At 63.0% G+C, this 16,965-nt stretch carries 13 protein-coding genes; 12 read left to right on the forward strand and 1 reads right to left on the reverse strand.

Translation table 11 applies throughout. The features are described from left to right. Positions 1-299 precede the first annotated feature (299 nt). The 12 genes from J3R84_RS03660 (at position 300) to J3R84_RS03715 (ending at position 14,495) form a co-directional block, all read left to right on the forward strand. Positions 300-554, forward strand: a complete 255-nt coding sequence (locus J3R84_RS03660; RefSeq protein ID WP_025426340.1) for a hypothetical protein — start codon at positions 300-302, stop codon at positions 552-554. A 42-nt stretch (positions 555-596) separates the two neighbouring features. Next, on the forward strand, positions 597-1,268 hold the full coding sequence (gene feuP, locus J3R84_RS03665; RefSeq protein WP_025426341.1) for a two-component system response regulator FeuP: 672 nt from the start codon (positions 597-599) through the stop codon (positions 1,266-1,268). Further along, a complete protein-coding gene (locus tag J3R84_RS03670; RefSeq protein WP_025426342.1) occupies positions 1,258-2,643 on the forward strand; it encodes an ATP-binding protein in 1,386 nt (461 codons plus the stop codon). The genes feuP and J3R84_RS03670 overlap by 11 nt, the downstream gene beginning before the upstream one ends. Before the next feature lie 172 nt (positions 2,644-2,815). Then, positions 2,816-3,259: an RT0821/Lpp0805 family surface protein gene (locus J3R84_RS03675; protein WP_025426343.1), complete on the forward strand. Its 444-nt coding sequence runs from the start codon at positions 2,816-2,818 to the stop codon at positions 3,257-3,259. Between the two features lie 91 nt (positions 3,260-3,350). Then, positions 3,351-4,499, forward strand: coding sequence for a c-type cytochrome biogenesis protein CcmI (gene ccmI / locus J3R84_RS03680; RefSeq protein ID WP_025426344.1), 1,149 nt, complete (start codon positions 3,351-3,353; stop codon positions 4,497-4,499). After that, positions 4,496-4,948, forward strand: coding sequence for a cytochrome c maturation protein CcmE (gene ccmE, locus J3R84_RS03685; protein WP_025426345.1), 453 nt, complete (start codon positions 4,496-4,498; stop codon positions 4,946-4,948). Before ccmI ends, ccmE begins: the two co-directional genes overlap by 4 nt. Beyond that, positions 4,945-6,933 (forward strand): heme lyase CcmF/NrfE family subunit, encoded by a 1,989-nt coding sequence (locus J3R84_RS03690; RefSeq protein ID WP_025426346.1) that lies wholly within the window; start codon positions 4,945-4,947, stop codon positions 6,931-6,933. Before ccmE ends, J3R84_RS03690 begins: the two co-directional genes overlap by 4 nt. Further along, entirely contained in the window at positions 6,930-7,385 is a 456-nt protein-coding gene (locus J3R84_RS03695) for a cytochrome c-type biogenesis protein (RefSeq protein WP_025426347.1), read from the forward strand. The genes J3R84_RS03690 and J3R84_RS03695 overlap by 4 nt, the downstream gene beginning before the upstream one ends. 318 nt (positions 7,386-7,703) lie before the next feature. Then, positions 7,704-9,263: a Do family serine endopeptidase gene (locus J3R84_RS03700; RefSeq protein WP_025426348.1), complete on the forward strand. Its 1,560-nt coding sequence runs from the start codon at positions 7,704-7,706 to the stop codon at positions 9,261-9,263. Positions 9,264-9,399: 136 nt separating this feature from the next. After that, positions 9,400-10,101 carry a response regulator transcription factor gene (locus tag J3R84_RS03705; protein ID WP_025426349.1) on the forward strand — a complete coding sequence of 234 codons (702 nt, stop codon included), beginning with the start codon at positions 9,400-9,402 and terminating at the stop codon, positions 10,099-10,101. Then, positions 10,098-11,504 carry a sensor histidine kinase gene (locus J3R84_RS03710; protein ID WP_203529120.1) on the forward strand — a complete coding sequence of 469 codons (1,407 nt, stop codon included), beginning with the start codon at positions 10,098-10,100 and terminating at the stop codon, positions 11,502-11,504. The genes J3R84_RS03705 and J3R84_RS03710 overlap by 4 nt, the downstream gene beginning before the upstream one ends. Positions 11,505-11,537: 33 nt before the next feature. Continuing rightward, positions 11,538-14,495 carry a bifunctional [glutamine synthetase] adenylyltransferase/[glutamine synthetase]-adenylyl-L-tyrosine phosphorylase gene (locus tag J3R84_RS03715; protein WP_057211472.1) on the forward strand — a complete coding sequence of 986 codons (2,958 nt, stop codon included), beginning with the start codon at positions 11,538-11,540 and terminating at the stop codon, positions 14,493-14,495. Here the strand turns inward: J3R84_RS03715 and J3R84_RS03720 are convergent. Then, a complete protein-coding gene (locus tag J3R84_RS03720; RefSeq protein ID WP_025426352.1) occupies positions 14,474-16,834 on the reverse strand; it encodes a PAS domain-containing sensor histidine kinase in 2,361 nt (786 codons plus the stop codon). The two genes, J3R84_RS03715 and J3R84_RS03720, sit on opposite strands and share 22 nt — an antisense overlap. Positions 16,835-16,965: the final 131 nt, after the last annotated feature.

Raw genomic sequence — 16,965 nt, forward strand, 5'->3', positions numbered from 1 at the left:
GGGCTTAACAAATGGCTGATCGTCAAGCCGGCGGCTCCGTCGCGGAATGCGCCTCGTTGATTGGCGGCTGGCACGGCGCTGCAGCGGATCGATGTTCGGCACGGACCGCTGTCAGGCGGAGGTTTTCTTCCGTCGAGTTTCACCGTCGAAGGAATCGTTGCAATCTGCGGTCGGGTCACTGTGGATACAGCCATTCACAGGTGGCTGTTCGCCCGGCTGGGCGGCCGACATTCATTTGCCATTCAGCCTCTATCGGTTATTGCTTTTGCCATGATGCTTCCCAAGTCGAAAGTGCGTTCATGTCTTCACCAGTGATCATAGCCGCGCTTGCCGCAGGCCTTGCGGGCTTTGCTCCGCCTGAGGTCAACGTGCCCACGGACTTTGTCGTCCGCGTGGCCGGCGATTGCAGCGCGGCTGCTCAGCAAGTCGTTTCGGAAACCGGCGGCGAACTGCTGTCGGCACAGCCGACGTCCGATGGCCAGTGCGTGATCACGGTGCTTGTGCCGGGCAATGGCGGGCGACCGAAAAAGGTGACCGTAAGGGTGCCGATGTAATTCGCCCGTGACGACGGTGCGAAAGAGGAAAAGTGGGTACGAATGCGCATTCTGATAGTCGAGGACGACGTCAACCTGAACCGGCAGCTCGCCGAAGTGCTGAAGGAGGCCGGCTACGTCGTCGATCAGGCCTATGACGGCGAAGAGGGTCACTATCTCGGCGATGCCGAGCCCTATGACGCCGTGATCCTCGATATCGGCCTGCCCGAGATGGACGGCATCACCGTTCTTGAAAAATGGCGCGGCGGCGGCAAGAGCATGCCGGTGCTGATCCTGACGGCGCGTGATCGCTGGAGCGACAAGGTGGCCGGCATCGATGCCGGTGCCGACGATTATGTCGCCAAGCCGTTCCATGTCGAGGAGGTGCTTGCCCGCATCCGCGCGCTGATCCGCCGGGCGGCCGGCCACGCAAGCTCGGAAATTGTCTGCGGCCCGGTGCGGCTCGACACAAAGGGGTCGAAGGCAACCGTCGACGGAACGGCGCTGAAGCTGACGTCGCACGAGTTCCGGCTGCTCTCCTACCTCATGCACCACATGGGCCAGGTCGTATCCCGGACGGAACTGGTCGAACACATGTACGATCAGGACTTCGACCGCGATTCCAACACGATCGAAGTTTTTGTCGGCCGTCTTCGCAAGAAGATCGGCAACGACCTGATCGAGACGGTGCGCGGCCTCGGATACCGCATGCAAGCGCCCGGCAATGGCAATTAGATCCCTTACGGCCCGCGTATTGGCGGTTTCGACCGTCTGGGCCGTCGTTGCCCTGGTGGTGATCGGGGTTGTCATCTCAGCCCTCTACCGGCAAGGATCGGAACGCGGCTTCAAGGACCTGCTGCGTGCCCAGCTTTTCAACGTCGTCAACTCGATTTCGGTCAATGAGAAGACGGTGCTTGCCGGCAGTCCCCAGCTCGGCGACCTGCGCTTCTCCCAGCCGCAGACCGGCTGGTACTGGATCGTCGATCCGATCGGCGAGTTCGACACGCCGCCGCTGATTTCTACCTCGCTCGGCAACGCGAAGCTGCCGATCGCGAGCGTCGACGAAGTCCCCTTCGATACCGGTTACGTCCGTTTCTACACCACCAAGGACCCGTTCGGAAACGAGGTCGAAGTGGCCGAGACCGAAGTCGTTCTCGACATTCAGGGCCACACCGCCCGTTTCCGCGTTGCCGGCAATCGTGACGTTCTAGAGGCGGACATCAACCGCTTTACCCGCAATCTGACCATCGCGCTCTCGATCTTCGGCCTCGGCGGGCTCGGCATGAACGCGCTGACCATTCTCTTCGGTCTCAGACCGCTCGACCAGGTCCGCCGCTCGCTGGAGAAGATCCGGGCCGGCGAAAGCGAAAGGCTCGATGGTGCCTTTCCGCGCGAGATCCAGCCACTTGCAAACGAAGTGAATGCGCTGATTGACAGCAACCGCCGCATCGTCGAGCGGGCGCGCATGCAGGTCGGCAACCTCGCGCACTCGTTGAAGACGCCGATCGCGGTCCTCCTCAACGAGGCCCGCGTGCTTGAGGCGTCGCATGGCGAACTCGTCAGAAACCAGGTCGATGCGATGCAGATGCAGGTTCAATCCTATCTGAGCCGCGCGCGGATCGCCGCCCAGCGCGAATCCATTCTCGCCCGCACAGAAGCGCAGCCGGCGCTGGAGCGGCTTGTGCGCGTGATGCGCAAGCTCAATCCGGAAAAAGAGGTTCATCTGTCGATCAACCCGCCGGGCCTGGTGCTAGCGATGGAGCTGCAGGATGTCGAGGAGACTGTCGGTAACCTGCTCGAAAACGCCGCTCGCCACGCCAAGGGCGAGGTCTGGCTGAATGTTCGTCCGGCTACAAACGAAGAGCACGCAAAGGAAACCGGTCGGCAATGGATCGTTCTCGACGTCGACGACGACGGAGCTGGCCTCGACCCGGATCAGATCGCGCTGGCGATGAAGCGCGGCAAGCGGCTGGATGAGAGCAAGCCGGGAACGGGCCTCGGTCTGTCGATCGTCAGTGAAATCGTACGGGAATATCAGGGCACGCTGACGCTGTCGCGCCGGGAAGAGGGCGGGCTGCGCGCCGAGCTCGTGCTGCCGGCTGCGGTTTAGGTGTCACACTGGCGCGCGAAAGTATCGCGTCGACTGCCCTTCCAGTTGCCTCTGCCAACAGGGAATGCCAAAAGAAAATCAAAGGGAAGTCTCCGCTCGGCCCCGCCGGTCGGCGCAGGCGGAGCCCCGCGTTAGAAAGTACATGTCGCGGATCATGAGGAACCAGGCAGAAATGACACGAACTATTGTCGTCAGCGGCAGGATCGCGTTGATCGCGTCGGCGGTGGCTCTTGCCGGCTGCAGCACCACCTCGGGCGGACAGACCGCGGCGGCCGGGTTGGGCACGACCGCGACCCGCAGCGTGTCTTCGACGACCTACATCACGGCCCTGCAGGGCGGCGTTATCGGCCGGCTCAGCAATCTCGATATCGGAACGTCGGACCGCCAGCGTGCGCTCGAGGCCGAGTACCGCGCCCTGGAGGCTGCTCCGGGCGGTCAGCCGGTCAACTGGCAGGGGCGTAGCGTCACCGGTTCGGTCGTCGCCGCCGCACCTTATCAGGTCGGTTCGCAGAACTGCCGCCAGTACAGCCACACCGTGACCGTCAAGGGACAACCGACGACGGCGCGTGGTGCGGCCTGCCGGAATTCCGACGGAAGCTGGACGCCGCTCAGCTGACCGGATTTCCGGTTGCGGCGAAACGCCTCAAATCTCTGTCATTGCAGGTTTTCGAGTTGGAATGGCATGGGTGCCATAGTATTGAGCATCCATGTTGTTCTGGATCCTCGTCGCCACGTTGACGGCGGCTGTAGCTGTCGTACTCATCCTCCCGCTCTTGCGGGCGGCAGCGCCCGCATCGTCTCCCCATAGTCATGATATCGAAGTTTATCGCGATCAGCTCGATGAACTGACGCGTGACCAGGAGAGCGGCCTGATCAGCGGCGACGATGCCGAACTCGCCCGCGCCGAGGTCGCCCGCCGGCTGCTTGCGGCTGGCGAGATCGACAATGCCGCCGAGCCGGCCGCAGCCACGCGCCGCGGCGTCAACATCGTGGCGCAGGCCTTCGTGCTTCTCTGTCTTCCCGCAATTGGGCTCTGTCTCTACATGTTCACTGGCAGCCCAGGGGTTCCGGCGCAGCCTTTGGCGGCGCGCCTTGCCGATCCCGGTGCCGATATCAACATTCTGATTGCGCGGGCGGAAAATCACCTGGCGCAGAACCCGAACGACGGTGCCGGCTGGGACGTGCTGGCGCCAATCTACATGCGCAACGGTCGCGTCGAGGAGGCGGTCGCCGCCTATGACAGCGCCGTGCGCCTGCTGGGGCCGACGCCGGCGCGGCTGGGTGGCTATGCCGAGGCGGTGATCACGCTGTCCGGCGGACTTGTGACCACCGAAGCGCAGTCGGCTCTCCGCAGATCCCTCGCCATCGACCCGAACGACCCGCGTTCCGAATTCTATCTTGCCCTTGGCCTGAAGCAGGAAGGCAAGAAGGACGAGGCGCTTGCAGCCTTCAACAGGCTGATCGCCAGTTCCCCGGCGGATGCGCCCTGGGTGCCGCTCGTCAAGCAGCACGTGGCCGAGCTTTCAGGTGGCGCTGCCGGCAATGTTGCGGGCGCTGCACCGGGAAATCCGAGCGCGGACGATATCGCCGCCGCACAGGACATGAACGCCGGCGACCGCCAGGAGATGATCCGCGGCATGGTCGAAAGCCTGGCGAGCCGGCTTAAGGAAGACCCCGCCAACGCCGAAGGCTGGGCGCGGCTGATCCGTTCGCATGTTGTGCTTGATCAAAGAGACCAGGCGGCGGCCGCCCTAAAGGAAAGCCTGAAAACCTTCCCGGCGGACGGCGAACAGGGAAAACAGCTGCTTGCGCTGGCCCGTGAACTCGGGATCAAGACGGACGGAGAGACGCAATGACGCGAAAACAGAAGCGACTGGCGATCATCGGCGGTGGCGTCGGCTTTCTGACGCTTGCCGTCCTCCTCGTAATGTTCGCCTTCAGCCAGGCGATCGCCTATTTCTACGTGCCGAGCGATCTCGCCAAGACCGACGTGCCGCCGGGAACCCGCATCCGTCTAGGCGGGCTGGTCGAGGCCGGTTCGGTCAAGCGCGGCGACGGCAAGACCGTGACCTTCACCGTTACCGATACGCTCGGCCAGGTGCCGGTGACCTATACCGGCATCCTGCCGGACCTGTTCCGTGAGGGGCAAGGCGTGGTCACCGAGGGCACGTTCGTTGCCGGCAGCTCGGTCTTCGTTGCAGACTCCGTGCTCGCCAAGCATGATGAGACCTATATGCCGAAGGATGTCGCCGACCGCTTGAAGGCGCAGGGTGTCGAACTCAGCGGGAAGGAAACCGTTCGATGATTATCGAACTTGGACATTATGCGCTGGTTCTGGCGCTTGCGACCGCCTTCGTGCAAGCGGCTTTGCCGATCCTTGGCGCCAGGCTCAACGATCGCGCCCTGATGGAGCTCGCCTCCAGCGCGGCGATTGCCTGTTTCCTGCTCGTCGCCTTCTCCTTCGCCGTGCTGACCTTCGCCTATGTCACGTCGGATTTTTCGGTCCGCAACGTCTGGGAGAACTCGCATTCGCTGAAGCCGCTGATCTACAAGATTTCCGGCGTCTGGGGGAACCATGAAGGATCAATGCTGCTCTGGCTCTTGATCCTGGTGTTCTTTTCGGCGCTGGTCGCCACATTTGGTCGTAATCTGCCGGAAACGCTGAAGGCGAATGTGCTCGCGGTGCAGGCCTGGATTGCCGTGGCTTTCACGCTGTTCATCCTGCTGACATCCAACCCTTTCGCCCGCCTTATCCCGGCACCGGGCGAAGGCAAGGACCTGAACCCGATCCTGCAGGACGTCGGTCTCGCCATTCACCCGCCCCTACTTTATCTGGGCTATGTCGGCTTTTCCGTCTGCTTCTCCTTTGCCATCGCCGCCCTGATCGAAGGGCGTATCGACGCTGCCTGGGCGCGCTGGGTGCGTCCCTGGACCCTTGCTGCCTGGACGTTCCTGACGGCCGGCATTTCGATGGGCTCCTATTGGGCCTATTACGAGCTTGGCTGGGGTGGCTGGTGGTTCTGGGATCCGGTCGAAAACGCCTCGTTCATGCCGTGGCTTGCCGGCACCGCGCTGCTGCATTCCGCTCTGGTCATGGAGAAGCGCGAAGCGCTGAAGATCTGGACCGTGCTGCTGGCGATCATGACCTTCTCGCTGTCGCTGCTTGGCACCTTCCTCGTTCGCTCTGGCGTGCTGACTTCGGTTCATGCCTTCGCGACCGACCCGACCCGCGGCATCTTCATCCTCGCCATCCTCGTTTTTTTCATCGGCGGCGCCTTTTCGCTGTTTGCCTACCGCGCATCGCGGCTGAAAGCCGGCGGCATCTTCGCGCCGGTTTCGAAGGAAGGCGCTCTTGTCTTCAACAACCTCATCCTGACGACCGCGGCCGCGACCGTGCTGACCGGCACGCTCTACCCTCTGGTGCTTGAAGCGCTGACCGGCGACAAGATTTCGGTCGGGCCGCCCTTCTTCAACATGACCTTCGGGCTGTTGATGCTGCCACTCCTGTTTGCAGTGCCCTTCGGTCCCCTGCTGGCCTGGAAGCGCGGAGATCTCATGGGCGTTGCCCAGCGGCTGTTTGCAGCGGTTGCCGTCGGCCTCGTCGTCGGCTGCGTCTATTACTACGCCATGAACGGCGGACCGATCCTCGCTTTGTTCGGCATTGCGCTGGGCGTCTATCTGATCGCCGGTTCGGTGACGGATCTGGCGCTGCGCTCGGGGCTCGGCAAGGTCGCGGGCAACGTCGCCTGGCGGCGGTTCTCCGGCCTGCCGCGCTCGGCCTTCGGCACCGCACTTGCGCATATCGGCCTCGGCGTCACGCTGATCGGCATCGTCGCCGTCACCGCCTTCGAAACCGAGACCGTCGTCGAGATGAAGCCGGGTATGACCGTGGACGCGGGAGGCTACACCCTGCGGTTCGACGGCATGCGCAACGGTAGCGGTCCGAATTATTCCGAGGAATCCGGCCATTTCACCATCAGCAGCGGTGGCGTCGTCGTCACCGACATCTGGTCGTCGAAGCGGCTCTATCAGGCGCGGCGCATGCCGACCACCGAAGCCGGTATCCGTACCTTCGGCCTGAGCCAGCTCTACGTTTCGCTCGGTGACCAGATCAGCGAAGGCGGCATCGTCGTGCGCATCTGGTGGAAGCCGATGATCCTGTGCATCTGGGGCGGCACGCTGTTGATGATGGCGGGAGGTTTCGTCTCGCTCAGCGATCGCCGCCTGCGCGTTGGCGCGCCGACGCGCGCCAAGCGGCCGAAGACGATCCCGGTGGGAGCGGCCGAATGAACCGATTGCTGCTGGCGTTCTTTCTGTTTCTGGCGTCGCTCGGCCCGACCTTCGCGGTCAATCCGGATGAGGTCTTGTCCGATCCGGCACTCGAAGCACGGGCGCGGGCGATCTCGGCCGAGCTCCGCTGCATGGTCTGCCAGAACCAGTCGATCGACGATTCCAACGCAGAGCTTGCCAAGGATCTCAGGGTTCTGGTGCGCGAGAGGTTGGCAAATGGCGACAGCGACGAGGCGGTGATCGACTATGTCGTCTCGCGCTATGGCGAGTTCGTGTTGCTGAAGCCGCGGTTCGAAACCAAGACGATGATCCTGTGGGGCATGCCGATCCTGCTTTTGCTGGTCGGCGCCGCGACGTTGCTGGTGGCGGCACTCAAACGCGGCCGGCAATCGCGCGGCACGCCGCTTTCCGACGACGAGAAGGAAAAGCTGAAGAAGCTGCTTCAGCCGTAGAGCATTTCCAGGAAAAGTGCGAAGCGGCTTTCCGCCAGGAAATGCGTAAAACAGAGAGATAGCGCGTTTCTGCGACTCCGCCTAAGGCGGAAACGCTCTCGATCCCACGGGCAATGCGCCGTTGCAGACGCCCGCCACCAACATTACCAAAAATTCATCCTCCGGACAGAACTCAGTAAGGTCCAATCCGTTACATCTTTCGTCATCGGCTGTTCCTCCAGTCAGCCAAGAGCGAAATCGCTACCCCCGCGGCGATCCTCGAAATCAAGATGCCGAAGCTGCTTCCAGCGGCTTCAAGGAAGAGAAAAGGCAAAACGGATGATTACGACCAAACTCCTGCGTCCCTCCCTCAAGACTGTTCTGAAGACCTCGACCGTTGCGGGTCTTGCGGCCGTCATGCTGACCTCCGGCCTGCCGGCCACGATTGCCCAGTCCTTCGCCGAACCCGTCAAGGTCGATGCGCCCCAGGTGCCGAGCTTTGCCAATGTCGTCGACGCGGTTTCCCCGGCCGTAGTCTCCGTCCGCGTCCAGTCGCGTGCTAATCCCGTTTCCGACGAGGGCAATGGCTTCACCTTCGATTTTGGCGGTCGCGGTCTGGATGAGCTTCCCGACGATCACCCGCTGAAGCGTTTCTTCAAGGAATTCGGCGGCCCGCGCGGCGATGACCGTGCCGAACGCGGCCCCGGCCGTCGTGGCCCGCACGGCGAAGGTCGCCTGCGCCCGACTTCGCAAGGCTCCGGCTTCTTCATCTCCGAAGACGGTTACCTCGTCACCAACAATCACGTCGTTTCCGATGGCTCTGCGTTCACGGTCATCCTCAATGACGGCACCGAGCTTGACGCCAAGTTGATCGGCAAGGACAGCCGCACCGATCTCGCCGTGCTCAAGGTCGATGACAAGCGCAAGTTCACCTATGTCAGCTGGGCCGACGACAACAAGGTCCGCGTCGGCGACTGGGTCGTTGCCGTCGGCAACCCCTTCGGTCTCGGCGGCACGGTAACCTCCGGCATCATCTCGGCCCGTGGCCGCGATATCGGTTCGGGTCCCTATGACGACTATCTGCAGGTCGACGCAGCGGTGAACCGCGGCAACTCGGGTGGTCCGACCTTCAACCTTTCGGGCGAAGTGGTCGGCATCAACACCGCGATCTTCTCGCCGTCGGGCGGCAATGTCGGCATCGCCTTCGCCATTCCGGCATCCGTCGCCAAGGACGTCGTTGCCGACCTGATGAAGGACGGCTCGGTATCGCGCGGTTGGCTCGGTGTTCAGATCCAGCCGGTGAGCAAGGATATCGCCGAATCGCTCGGTCTGTCTGAGGCAGCCGGCGCACTCGTCGTCGAGCCGCAGGCCGGCTCGCCGGGCGACAAGGCCGGCATCAAGAAGGGCGACGTGGTCACTGCGCTCAACGGCGACACGATCAAGGATCCGCGCGATCTTGCCCGCAAGGTAGCCGGCATGCGCCCGGGCACCACGGTCGACGTTGCACTGTGGCGCAACGGCAAGTCGGAAACCGTCAAGCTCGAGATCGGCACGCTGCCGAAGGACGACAAGGAAGCGGCCACGGATCAGGGCAACCAGTCCGAGGAAACCCAGCCGTCGAGCGAGCAGGCCCTGGCCGACCTTGGCATGACGGTGACGCCGTCGGATGACGGCAAGGGCGTGACGATTGCCTCGGTGGACGAGGACTCGGACGCCAGCGACCGTGGCCTGAAGCAGGGCGAGAAGATCGTTTCCGTCAACAATCAGGAAGTGAAGTCGGCGGACGATATCCTCAAGGTGATCAACATCGCCAAGAAGGACGGTCGCAGCAAGGCGCTCTTCCAGATCGAGGCCGAGAACGGCAGCCGCTTCGTGGCGCTTCCCATCGATCAGGGTTGATCGCGGCTGCGAATGAATGACCAGGGCGCCGCGATATCCAAGCGATTTCGCGGCGCCGGCCGTTTGGGGCGAAGTGATCGCCATGCCGGTTGTCGGAAGAACCGAAACCGGTTGAGACAGACAGGGGTCCGGGACTATGGTCACGCGTATGAAGATTCTTATTATTGAAGACGATATCGAGGCAGCCGCCTATCTGGCAAAGGCGTTCCGGGAAGCCGGCATCGTCTGTGATCACGCGAGCGACGGCGAAAGCGGCCTCTTCATGGCCAGCGAAAACAGCTACGACGTTCTCGTGGTCGACCGCATGTTGCCGCGCCGCGATGGCCTGTCGGTGATTTCGGAGCTGCGTCGCAAGGAAGTCCATACGCCGGTGCTCATTCTGTCGGCGCTCGGCCAGGTCGATGATCGGGTGACGGGTCTGCGCGCCGGCGGCGACGACTACCTGCCGAAACCCTATGCCTTCAACGAGCTTCTCGCCCGCGTTGAAGTGCTCGGCCGCCGCAAGGGTACGCCGGAACAGGACATGGTCTACCGGGTCGGAGATCTCGAGCTCGACCGCCTGTCGCACTCGGTTCGCCGCCAGGGCAAGGAAATCCCGCTGCAGCCGCGCGAGTTCCGGCTGCTCGAGTACCTGATGAAAAATGCCGGCCAGGTCGTGACCCGCACGATGCTGCTCGAAAACGTCTGGGACTATCACTTCGATCCGCAGACCAATGTCATCGACGTGCACGTGTCGCGACTGCGTTCCAAGATCGAGAAGGACTTCGATCTGCCGCTGCTCCGAACCGTGCGCGGCGCCGGCTATATGATCAAGGATGACCGGACCGCCAGCGCATGAGCAAACTCGGCGTCCTGTTGAGGACAACCGCCGTCCGGTTGTCCGCGCTCTATCTGATCCTCTTCTCGCTCTGCGCCGCCTTTCTCGTCTTCTATGTCACCGGCATGTCCGAGCGTCTGCTACAGCAGCAGACGCGCGACGCAGTGACCGCAGAGGTGACCCAGATCGAGCAGGTCTATACCCGTGCGGGGATCAATGGGCTGCTGCGCTCATTGGAACGGCGCGCGCGCCAGCCTGGCGCCAATCTCTATGTGATCGCCGGGCCAAGCGGTGAAATCCTTGCTGGCAATGTGGCGAGCCTGGAGCCGGGCCTTCTCGATCGCGAAGGCTGGACGGAGAAACCCTTTGCCTACCAGCGCTATACCGACGAGACCCGCCAGGACAGCCATGTGGCACTTGCCCATGTGCTGATGCTCGACAACGGCCTGCGCATCCTTGTTGGCCGTGACCTGCAGGAGCCGCAGAAGTTTCGTGCGCTGGTGCGCCAGGCGCTGGTGGTCGCCCTCGGCATCATGGGCCTCGGTGCGCTGATCATCTGGTTTGCCATCGGCCGCAATGCGCTGAAGCGCATCGACCGCATGTCCGAGGCGAGCACCAAGATCATGGCGGGCGACCTGTCGCAGCGTCTGCCGACCAGCGGTTCCGGCGACGAATTCGACCGGCTTTCCGAATCGCTGAACGCGATGCTCGGCCGCATCGAGAAGCTGAACGAGGGGCTGCGCCAGGTCTCCGACAACATCGCCCACGACCTGAAGACACCGTTGACGCGGCTGCGCAACAAGGCGGAAGCCGCACTTGCGCGCAAGGGTACAAGTCAGCGCGGCGCGCTGGAGGAAATCATCGGCGAGTCGGATCAGCTGATCCGCACCTTCAATGCGCTCCTGATGATTTCGCGCGTCGAAGCGGGTTCGGCTGCTGCCGAGATGAGCGAGATCGACCTTTCGCAGATTGTGTCGGATTGCGTCGAACTCTATGAACCAGTCGCCGAAGATGTCGGCCTGCGGCTGGAGGCGGATGTGGCGCCAGGCATGGTGATTTCGGGCAATCGCGAGCTTGTCGGCCAGGCGCTCGGCAATCTACTCGACAATGCGATCAAATATGCCGAAGGCGCCGCCGATCCGCTGATCAAGGTTTCGCTCGGCAGGCGCGACGGCAAAGTCGTTCTTTCGGTTGCCGACCACGGGCCGGGTGTTCCTAGGGAAAAGCGCGACGAAGTCGTCAAGCGCTTCGTTCGGCTGGATGAGAGCCGCTCCAAGCCCGGCACGGGTCTCGGCCTGTCGCTCGTCGAGGCAGTGATGGAGATGCATCATGGTGTGCTGGATCTGGCTGCAACCGATGCTGATGGCGCTGACAACTGCAAGGGACTGACGGTACACATGGTTTTCCCGGCGTCCGCGACCTGATAGACCGGTTTGCGGAGAACACGGGGGAACGGTATGCAGGACACGATGGCAGGGCACTGGTGGGGCATGGAGACGGCGCCGATCAAACCGGCAAGCCAGGCTGACGCCAAATCCGCGCTGTCGGTGCTGAAGGATATGGCCAAGGGCCATGACCAGATCAGCCGTCTGCTGGCATCCGAAACGCCGTTCAAGGCGTTCATCGTCGCTGCCTTTGCCCTGTCGCCATTCCTGCGCGACACCGGCGGCAGCCAGCCCGGCATACTCGAACAGCTCCTGTCGGAGCCGCTGCAGGAATTTCTCACCGAAAGGGTCCGGCGGGCGCGGGATGCCTGGGTATCGGCAGAGCCCGGCGTGGCACTGCCAGATACCGAGATCATGACGCGGCTTCGAAAGGCCAAGCGCGAGCTAGCCTTCGCCGTTGCGCTTGCGGACCTCTCACGACATTTCGACGGTCGCGAGACGACGCGCTGGCTGAGCGAATTTGCCGGCGCTGCCGTTTCGGCAACGATCGATCATCTGCTGCTGAGCGGTCACCAGGGCGGCAAGCTCGCGCTCAAGGACGTGACGGCCCCGAGCCGGGGGTCTGGCGTTGTCGTGCTCGGCATGGGCAAGCTCGGCGCCTTCGAGCTCAATTACTCCTCCGACATCGATCTCGTGGTCTTCTACGATCCGCAGTCCGGCATCATCATCGATCGCGACGATGCATCCGAGACCTTCGGCCGGCTTCTGCGCCGCCTCATCCGCATTCTCCAGGAGCGCAGCGGCGACGGCTACGTCTTTCGCACCGACTTGCGGCTGCGCCCGGATCCCGGCTCGACGCCACTCGCAATCCCCGTCGAGGCGGCGATGCTCTATTACGAGAGCAGGGGGCAGAACTGGGAGCGCGCAGCTTTCATCAAGGCGCGGCCCGTTGCCGGCGACATAGCTGCGGGCGATGCCTTCTTGAAGGAATTGACGCCGTTCGTCTTCCGCAAGTATCTCGACTATGCGGCAATCGCCGACATCCATTCGATCAAGCGGCAGATTCACGCCCACAAGGGCCATGGCGAGATTGCGGTTAAGGGACACAATATCAAGCTCGGCCGCGGCGGCATTCGTGAGATCGAGTTCTTCGTTCAGACCCAGCAGCTGATCGCCGGTGGACGCATGCCCGAACTGCGGCTGAAGGCGACGGAGCCGATGCTGCATGCGCTGGTAACGGCCGGCTGGATCGACGAGACGACCGCGGCCGAACTGGTCGAGGCCTACTGGTTCCTTCGCGATGTCGAGCACCGCATTCAGATGGTGCGTGACGAACAGACCCATGTGCTGCCGGAGACCGAGGCAGAGCTGAAGCGGATCGCCTTCATGCTCGGCTTCGAGGATACGGCTTCCTTCTCCAAGGCGCTGTCGAAGGTGCTGCGCACCGTCGAGCGCCGTTATGCCCAGCTCTTCGAGCAGGAGGCGAAGCTTTCGAGCGAGACGGGCAATCTGGTTTTCACCGGCCAGCGCGACGATCCCGATACGCTCGAGACCCTAAGAAAGCTCGGCTTCCAGCGGCCGTCGGACATCTCGCACACGATCCGCACCTGGCATTACGGCCGCTACCGCGCGACGCAGTCGGTCGAGGCGCGCGAGCGGCTGACGGAGCTGACGCCGCAGCTCCTGCGCGTCTTCGGCGAAAGCCGGCGCGCCGACGAGGCGCTCCTGCGTTTCGACCATTTCATCTCGGGCCTGCCGGCCGGCATCCAGCTGTTTTCGCTGCTCGGCAACAATCCGCGGCTCTTGTCATTGATCGTCAACATCATGTCCTCGGCACCAAGGCTGGCCGAGATCATCGCGGCGCGGCCGCATGTGTTCGACGGCATGCTCGACCCGGGCCTTCTGGCGGAGCTGCCGACCCGGGATTATCTGGCGCCGCGCATCGCCAACTTCGTTGCCGGCGCCCGCCACTATGAAGAGGTGCTCGACCGGCTGCGCATCATCGCCGCCGAACAGCGGTTCCTGATCGGCATCCGCCTGTTGACCGGCTCGATTTCGGGCGCGCAGGCCGGTCGCGCCTTTACCGATCTCGCCGACCTGATCATCGCTGCCGCAGTGGACGCGGTGCTCGCCGAGGTCCGTTCGGTCCATGGCGATTTTCCGGGTGGGCGCATTGTCGTCGTCGGCATGGGCAAGCTCGGCAGCCACGAGTTGACGGCGGGCTCCGACGTCGACCTGATCCTGCTCTACGACTATGACGACGCGGCCCCGGAATCGGATGGCGGCAAGCCGCTCGATCCGATGCGCTATTTTACCCGGTTGACGCAGAGGTTGATTGCAGCGCTCTCAGCGCCCACAGCCGAGGGCGTACTCTATGAGGTCGACATGCGGCTGCGGCCGTCCGGCAACAAGGGCCCGGTCGCCACCCGCATCAACGCCTTTGCCAAGTACCAGCGGGAAGAGGCCTGGACCTGGGAGCATCTGGCCCTGACGCGGGCGCGCTGCATCTGCGGCGACGACAGTCTGAAGGCGCAAGCCGATGCCATCTTCGCCGAAGTGCTCGGCCACACGCGTGATGTCGCCAAGGTCAGCACTGACGTGATCTCGATGCGCGAGATGATCGACAGCGAGAAGCCGCCAAGCGACATCTGGGATTTCAAGCTGATCCCCGGCGGCCTGGTCGATATCGAGTTCATTGCGCAGTACCTGGCGCTGATCGCTCCCGCCAAGGGCGTGCCGCCGCTTGAGGCCGGCGCCCACACGGCCGACGCCTTGAAGGTCCTCGGCGGTGCGATGATGAACCCCAATGATCTCGACACGACGATGGAGGCGCTGAGCCTCTTTACCGAGCTGTCGCAGATCGTGCGCCTGTGCATCGAAGGCGAGTTCGACCCGAAGGAGGCGCCTGCCGGTCTTGTCGATCTCGTCTGCCGGGCAGGGGACTATCCCGACCTGAAAACGCTGGAGGCGGATATCAGGCGGCTGTCGAAGGCCGTCCGGCGTATTTTTCAGTCGGTGGTTTCGGGATAGGGCTGCGGGTCGCTGTCGCGATCGGGCATGCGCAATGAAATGATGGTGCCGACATTTTCGGCGGAATGGATCTTCATCGTTCCGCCGTGAAGGCGCGTCAGCGACCGGGAGATGGCAAGCCCGAGGCCGGAGCCGCCCTTGCTCTTGGCATACTGGCTCTGCACCTGCTCGAAGGGCTGGCCGATCTTCTGCAGGGCATCACGCGGGATGCCGATGCCGGAGTCGGCGATCGTCAATGTCACAGCGCCCGTGACCTTGCGGGCGCGCAGCGAAATGCGCCCGCCTTCATTGGTGAACTTGACCGCGTTCGACAAGAGATTGAGCAGCACCTGCTTCATCGCCCGCCGATCCGCGACCACGGTCAGGCCCGAGGCGATTTGCTGCACCACATGGATGTTCTTCTGCTGCGCCGGGATCGTGGTGAAACGCAGCGTCTCCTCGATCAGCGGCGCGAGATCGATGGTCTCGCGGCTGATGCGCATATGGCCTGCTTCGATCTTCGACATGTCCAGGATGTCGTTGATGACGTTCAGCAGGTGTTTGCCGCTGTCGTGAATGTCGCGCGAGTATTCATCGTATTTCTCCGAGCCGAGCGGCCCGAACATCTGGGTCTGCAGGATCTCCGAAAAACCGAGAATGGCGTTGAGCGGTGTCCTCAGCTCATGGGACATATTGGCCAGGAATTCCGACTTGGCGTGGTTCGCCGCCTCGGCCCGTTCTTTTTCCGCCTGGTAGTTGGCGTTGGCGATCGACAGCTCGGTCTTCTGCCGCTCCAGGGTCATGCGCGAAGCCGAGAGATCGCCGATGGTCGCCATCAGCCGGCGCTCGGATTCGCGCAGCCGCACCTGGTGACGCTTGAGCAGCGTGATGTCGGTACCAACAGAAACGAGGCCGCCGTCGCGCGTGCGCCGCTCATTGATCTGCAGCCAACGCTCGTCGGCGAGCTGCACTTCGGTGGTCTGCGAATGGTTGCTACGGTCAGGATCCGCAATGCGGCGTTCCACTACCGGGCGTGCCGCAGCGGCGTGTACGGCGATGCGTTCGGTGCCTGGCACCAGAACGTGATCCGGCAGCTTGTAGGCTTCCTGGTAGTGCGTGTTGCACATGACCAAGCGGTCCTGCTTGTCCCAGAGGACGAAGGCCTCGGACGTACATTCGATGGCATCGGCCAGACGCTGATCAGCTTCGGCATAGCGCTGGGCGAGGCGGTGCTGCTCGGTGACATCCATGGCGATGCCGATGAGATGGGCGCGGCCTGAAACGGTGCGGATGATCTCGGCGCGGGCGCGCAGCCAGACATAATGGCCGTCCGCATGCCGCATGCGGAACACCTGGTCGATCTGTCGCGCATCGCCGCGGGCAATTGTCCGCGCCACGCCATAGATACCGCGATCGTCCGGATGCATCAGCCGTGCGGCGTCGCCGAAGGAAAGCACGCTGCTTTCGCCGGGCATGCCCAACATCTCATACATCGACCGCGACCAGAACAGCCGTCGGTTGGCAAGATCGAAATCCCAGAGGCCGCAGCGGCCGCGCGACAGGGCGGTTTCGACCCGCAGGTTCGATTCCGCAAACACCCCGTCGGCGTCGCGGGCGCGTTTGGCCTGGATGTAATAAGCGTAAAGCACCACCAGCAGGATCGCCGAGATGCCGGCAAACAGCGTCACATTCAGCGAAACCTCGTCGCGCCAGGCCGTTTCGAGCTGGGTCACCGGCGTTGCCGCCAGGACGACGCCGGCCGCTTCCGGCAACTGCGCCAAAGCGACGATATGGTCGACGCCGTTGATGGCCGTCTTCATGACGCTGGAATGTTCGCCGTAATACTGCAGCGTGGCGATATCGGGTGCAACCGAGGCAAGCGTCCGGCCGATCAGCGGCACACCATCAGGTGTGCTGGCGAAGATCCGTCCATCCTTGCGCACGGTCAAAAGAAACATGCCCGCGTCGAGCATGGTGTTGGGCAGGTATTGGGTCAGCCGCTGTTCGGCATCCCAACGCCGGCCCTCTTCGAACAGCGTCATGCCGTCAGCCTGGAACGCCGCGACCGCCGTTGCCGCGGCAAGCCCGACCGTCTGGCGCGAGTTGTCTTCCATCCGGGCGTGCTCGCCCATGATGCCGGACATGCGCGAAACGGCGACTATGATCAGGAATGCGATGATGAGGATGGGGATAGAGCGCTTGAGAATAGGTTCCGCGCTCGCAAGACGCTGCGACGTCGGCTCGGCGAAAATCTTCGCCTGCGAGATGAACTCGCGTTCCAGGCCGGAAAAGCCCGAAAACTTGAGTCGCAACCGCCCGTCGGCTGCGCTCGCTGGTCGCGCGTCCGCCATCTTACCCAATGTGAAACCCTCTGATGATTCGGCGCGCCGCTCGCCCGAATCTGACTCAATGAATCACAGGGCGATTCGCCTTGTCCAGAGGTAATGGTAAAGATTTCTTAACCATTTCTAATCGTTGGGAAATAATAGGC

Source organism: Ensifer canadensis, assembly GCF_017488845.2.
Lineage (GTDB): Bacteria > Pseudomonadota > Alphaproteobacteria > Rhizobiales > Rhizobiaceae > Ensifer > Ensifer canadensis.

Bases quoted from the DNA above. Each gene is read 5' to 3' on its own strand.
- J3R84_RS03660 (WP_025426340.1), top strand. From the start codon at position 300: ATGTCTTCACCAGTGATCATAGCCGCGCTTGCCGCAGGCCTTGCGGGC.
- feuP (WP_025426341.1), top strand. From the start codon at position 597: ATGCGCATTCTGATAGTCGAGGACGACGTCAACCTGAACCGGCAGCTC.
- J3R84_RS03670 (WP_025426342.1), top strand. From the start codon at position 1,258: ATGGCAATTAGATCCCTTACGGCCCGCGTATTGGCGGTTTCGACCGTC.
- J3R84_RS03675 (WP_025426343.1), top strand. From the start codon at position 2,816: ATGACACGAACTATTGTCGTCAGCGGCAGGATCGCGTTGATCGCGTCG.
- ccmI (WP_025426344.1), top strand. From the start codon at position 3,351: ATGTTGTTCTGGATCCTCGTCGCCACGTTGACGGCGGCTGTAGCTGTC.
- ccmE (WP_025426345.1), top strand. From the start codon at position 4,496: ATGACGCGAAAACAGAAGCGACTGGCGATCATCGGCGGTGGCGTCGGC.
- J3R84_RS03690 (WP_025426346.1), top strand. From the start codon at position 4,945: ATGATTATCGAACTTGGACATTATGCGCTGGTTCTGGCGCTTGCGACC.
- J3R84_RS03695 (WP_025426347.1), top strand. From the start codon at position 6,930: ATGAACCGATTGCTGCTGGCGTTCTTTCTGTTTCTGGCGTCGCTCGGC.
- J3R84_RS03700 (WP_025426348.1), top strand. From the start codon at position 7,704: ATGATTACGACCAAACTCCTGCGTCCCTCCCTCAAGACTGTTCTGAAG.
- J3R84_RS03705 (WP_025426349.1), top strand. From the start codon at position 9,400: ATGGTCACGCGTATGAAGATTCTTATTATTGAAGACGATATCGAGGCA.
- J3R84_RS03710 (WP_203529120.1), top strand. From the start codon at position 10,098: ATGAGCAAACTCGGCGTCCTGTTGAGGACAACCGCCGTCCGGTTGTCC.
- J3R84_RS03715 (WP_057211472.1), top strand. From the start codon at position 11,538: ATGCAGGACACGATGGCAGGGCACTGGTGGGGCATGGAGACGGCGCCG.